The organism is Acinetobacter sp. YH12249, from assembly GCF_013417475.1.
In the GTDB taxonomy this organism is placed as follows: domain Bacteria; phylum Pseudomonadota; class Gammaproteobacteria; order Pseudomonadales; family Moraxellaceae; genus Acinetobacter.
In genome coordinates this window covers 1-4467 of record NZ_VPDX01000056.1, presented here as the reverse complement: position 1 = coordinate 4467, position 4467 = coordinate 1, and the positions used below count along the sequence as shown (strand labels likewise).

Genomic DNA, 4467 nt, shown 5'->3' with positions numbered 1-4467 from the left:
ACTCAAAAAAGATCTGAATGAACGCCAAAAAGAAAAAGACCAGGCATCCTGATTATTCAATTGACCTAATCAAGATCGTGGAACATTGTTCACTTATTAAGCGTGGAACATGAAAAATCCACAAAAAAGCCCAACTCAGCTGAGTTGGGCTTTTCAATACGAAATAAACTATTGAATTAAAACAAATAATTTAGAGCATTTCGTATAAGGTGTATTATGTTAATTTTAGAAAAAATTGATAATTAATGAGTAAAATATGCATAAATTTTGGAAAATTTTTATCGGATTAAATATATTTGGATTCATAATTTCAATATCAAATTTCTTTTTCATGCTATTTTACCCAATTATATTTTGTATAAATTCAGCATCAAGTTTGCTCATTTATATAATCTTTAGGTTTATAAAAAAACATAAAGTTAATAATTTTTTGAATATCCTTTTTTCTACAATTTTAGTAATTTTTTTAAATATTTTAATAAGCTACACTTTTTTTAGTTTAGATAAAATGTCTCAGATAATGATATATGCATCAATCATATATCTATGTTTTCAGCTTTTAATGATAGTTCTGCTAGAAGCTGCTCTTTAACTCATTTATTTTCATTTAACATAATGGCGGTTATACGAAATTGAAAAATCCTAGACTCAGATCTAGGGTTTAAATTTAAAAAACACATAAAAATTAATAATATGGTATCAATATTGTCCCATTGTAATTTGTTTCAATTCTAATGAATTATCAAACTCAAAATGTAAATAATTATCAAATATTTTGTATTTAAGCCAACTATTACTTTCTCTTTCGGGGGTTCCAAATAAATTAGCTACAGATTGCATCGTACTTTTGTGATTAATACCTGTGATCAGATTTTCTAAAAATGGGTATGGGTAATATTCTTCATTCTCTTTGACGTAGATGAAAATGGTATCTAGTATCTGATGTTCATTAAACCCGAACGTAATACCTCTCTTAAAAAATTGCCAATAGGATAACTTTTCTCCACCAAAATTAGTCTCTAATGAGTCAAACTCACTTGCAACAAGAATAACTGCTTTCAAAATATCTGAACTTGACTCTTTAGTTCCAAGACAAGATAAAAAAACCTCTACATCACCTGAAAAATTCACTTATGACATACCTAAATCAAAATTTTCTTTATCCTTTGGTTTTATCATATTAAAAATGAAATCTCTGATTCAAAGTTAAAATTTTCAAAAGCTGTATCCATTTAACATAAAATCTCATATACGAAATTCATCAGGCTAACGCCACTATACAAGGCATCACACCTATACACTTTTTTTCTGAAACGCACGTATAGAAAGGCTTACAGGGCCATAAATGCAAGATTTTAATGTTTAAAAAATCTTGATTAATACTGACCTTATATTGGCCGTCCTCAGGATCTCAAAAGCATCTTGAATTACATTTTGGCTATGCCAGCAGCTCCGCAGGACAAGATTCCACGTTGAGCCTGAAAGGCGAATAAGTGGAAGTAATGAGGGTAAATATGCTTGCATGTTGGTCAACATTACACATCTTGCCAATATCACTGAAAGTTCAATTGCACATAAACGCATATAATTGCACATCAAAATGAATAAAAACCATTTAAAAGCTTATAGTTGCAGATAATTTCATATAAAATCGTATAAAAGCTCTTAATTGCATATAGTTGCACATAATTGCATAAATTAAAGAAAGAGGAAGTCATTATGGTCACCAGACATGGCGCTAAGAAATTCATCATCTCTGTATTACCAGAAATAGAAAAACGGCTAGAAGCTGGTTATACAATTAAGGAAATCCACGCTGATTTACCTGAGCTAGCGAACAATATTTCTTACAGTTCAGTTTTACGAAATTTGAGTAAAATGGGAATCAGTGAAAAAAAGCCACATTCAAATAAAATAGAAAAATCAGTGAACCTGGATACTGCTTCTAGTTCTAGCCAAAAAATAACGAATGCTCAAAGAAATCTTGAAAAGCTACAGAAGCGACCTGAGAAATTTAAATTTGATCATGGAACAAATGATAAGGAATTAATCTAAGTCCTCTTTAAATATAGCTCTAAATGCTGCCTGTTTGCGATTTAAGCTCAAATTCACAGTGAAAGGTACAGAACGAGTGTCTACGAGTGAAATCGCTGAAATTCGCGCTTAGACCCTCTGAAAAACAGCTTTTTAGGCTTTGAAGCCTAAATAAGCGTAAATCACATGCAGAAAATTGAGTCTAGATAGAGCGTAGCGAGTAAAAAAGCTCTATGAGCGAAGCGAATTCATCGTGCTTTTGCTTTTTATTAAAGTCACATCAAGATGAGCCAAAAAATTGCCCCGACGAATCGAGCGAAAGCGAGATTCAATAGAGTTTGAGCGTAGCGAAAACCAAGGGCAATTTTTCTTTGCCTGGGCTTTTAATTATTTTTAAAGTTTTTAATGCTTTTAGACTCTCTGAAAGCCTTTGTTTACAAGGATTTCAAAGGCTATATAACTACGTTTACCTACCAATATGACTACGTTTACCTACCAATATGACTACGTTTACCTACCAATATGACTACGTTTACCTACCATAAGTCTACATATTATTTTTTGTAGATTTAACTACGTTTACCTTGCATTTAACTACATAATATTTTATATAGATTTATATTCAGAAATAAAAAAGTAGACTAATAACATGCGAGATCTAGTTGTAAAAGATAATGCTTTAATTAACGCAAGCTATAACCTAGATCTAGTTGAACAGCGACTTATTCTTTTAGCTATTGTTGAAGCAAGAGAAAGTGGTAAAGGAATTAATGCAAACAACCCTTTAGAAGTCCACGCAGATAGCTATATCAATCAATTCAATGTTGCAAGACAGACTGCCTATCAAGCATTAAAGGATGCTTCAAAAGATTTATTTGCTAGACAATTTAGCTATCAAGAAATAAATAAACGAGGAAACATCGAAAACGTACTAAGCCGATGGGTTAGTGAGATTCGTTATATTGATGCTGAAGCGACTGTTAAGTTAATTTTTGCACCTGCTATTGTTCCATTAATTACTAAACTCGAAGAACAGTTCACTAAGTATGAATTACAGCAAGTTAGTAATCTCAGTAGTGCTTATGCTGTACGCCTATATGAATTATTGATCGCATGGCGTAGCACTGGCCAAACTCCTGTTATAGAGCTTGAAGAGTTTAGAAAAAAAATTGGTGTGCTTGATGATGAGTACACAAGAATGGGGAACTTTAAAGACAGAGTCTTACATCTAGCTATAGCTCAAGTTAATGAGTTTACAGATATCACTGTTAAATATGAGCAGCATAAAAAAGGACGTTCAATTTATGGCTTTTCATTCTCATTTAAGCAAAAGAAAAACGTTAACAAACCAAATCTAGAAGCTAGAGATCAAAACACCTTAGATATTTTCACCAAGTTAACAGATGCTCAGCGTCATTTATTTGCTAACAAATTGTCAGAACTGCCTGAAATGAGTAAGTATTCTCAAGGCACCGAAAGCTATCCGCAATTTGCCGTACGAATTGCCGAAATGCTATTAGATGCTGAAAAATTTAAAGAACTATATCCATATCTAGTAAAGGTTGGCTTTCAAACAAAATAAAGATAATGTTCAGTAATATGCTCACCTGAACATCCTTGTACATGAACAGAGGGATTGTATTGAACACTACAAAATTTAGCGTTATGGACGCAAGTAAAGCCTTTAAAAAATCACGGACAACAATATATGAGGCTTTAAAAAATGGTGAATTATCAAGAGATAATGATGGTCTAATAGACTTATCTGAACTTATCAGAGTTTATGGCAACCCAATAGGTGTTCAGTCCAGTACACGTACTGAACAAGTTCAGAAGGATGTACAGGTACACGTTCAATCTGAAGTCGAAAATCTATTAAAAGATCAGATTTCTTTACTAAAAAATCAGTTAGATTTAGCAAATCAAAGAGAAAAGTCTTTGATGCAGCATATTGAAGATCTTACTCATAGAATTGAGTTTAAAGGCACCTTAGAACAGTCACAACAAGAAAATATTGATAAGCTAAATGAATCTACAAATTCAAATATAGCAACGGATCCTCGGTCACAGACTGACTCTAACTATGACGAATTGACTACTTCCGAGAGTAAACGGATCCATCTTCCTGAGCATGTTGAACCAGAACCTAAAAAACGTGGCTTATTTGGCCGTGTGCTGAATGCTGTTTTTGATAATGACTAAGGGAGAGAGATCATGCCGAAACTGAAAGACATTGCCCTGGGAATTATTGTGGCCCCGCTGCTGATCCCGATCATGCTGATTGCATCGTACCAAGATAAAAAGGCACTCAAAAAAGATCTGAATGAACGCCAAAAAGAAAAAGACCAGGCATCCTGATTATTCAATTGACCTAATCAAGATCGTGGAACATTGTTCACTTATTAAGCGTGGAACATGAAAAATCCACAAAAA

The 4467-nt window shown here is 32.9% G+C and carries 5 protein-coding genes; 4 read left to right on the top strand and 1 reads right to left on the bottom strand.

Going from position 1 to position 4467, the window contains the following annotated elements; translation table 11 throughout:
• Nucleotides 1-699: 699 nt before the first annotated feature.
• Entirely contained in the window at nucleotides 700-1131 is a 432-nt protein-coding gene (locus tag FTV25_RS15615; protein WP_180004488.1) for a hypothetical protein, read from the bottom strand.
• A gap of 588 nt (nucleotides 1132-1719) precedes the next feature.
• Between FTV25_RS15615 and FTV25_RS15610 the strand changes: the two genes are divergently transcribed.
• From FTV25_RS15610 to FTV25_RS15595, 4 genes are all read left to right on the top strand, one after another.
• The gene (locus tag FTV25_RS15610) at nucleotides 1720-2055 is read left to right on the top strand and encodes a hypothetical protein (protein WP_002124970.1); all 336 of its coding nucleotides are present in this window, start codon (nucleotides 1720-1722) and stop codon (nucleotides 2053-2055) included.
• Nucleotides 2056-2683: 628 nt separating this feature from the next.
• The gene (repM, locus tag FTV25_RS15605; protein ID WP_180009816.1) at nucleotides 2684-3616 is read left to right on the top strand and encodes a replication initiation protein RepM; all 933 of its coding nucleotides are present in this window, start codon (nucleotides 2684-2686) and stop codon (nucleotides 3614-3616) included.
• Between the two features lie 59 nt (nucleotides 3617-3675).
• A complete protein-coding gene (locus FTV25_RS15600) occupies nucleotides 3676-4236 on the top strand; it encodes a plasmid replication DNA-binding protein (RefSeq protein ID WP_223154292.1) in 561 nt (186 codons plus the stop codon).
• Nucleotides 4237-4248: 12 nt separating this feature from the next.
• A complete protein-coding gene (locus FTV25_RS15595; RefSeq protein WP_179997555.1) occupies nucleotides 4249-4392 on the top strand; it encodes a hypothetical protein in 144 nt (47 codons plus the stop codon).
• Nucleotides 4393-4467: the final 75 nt, after the last annotated feature.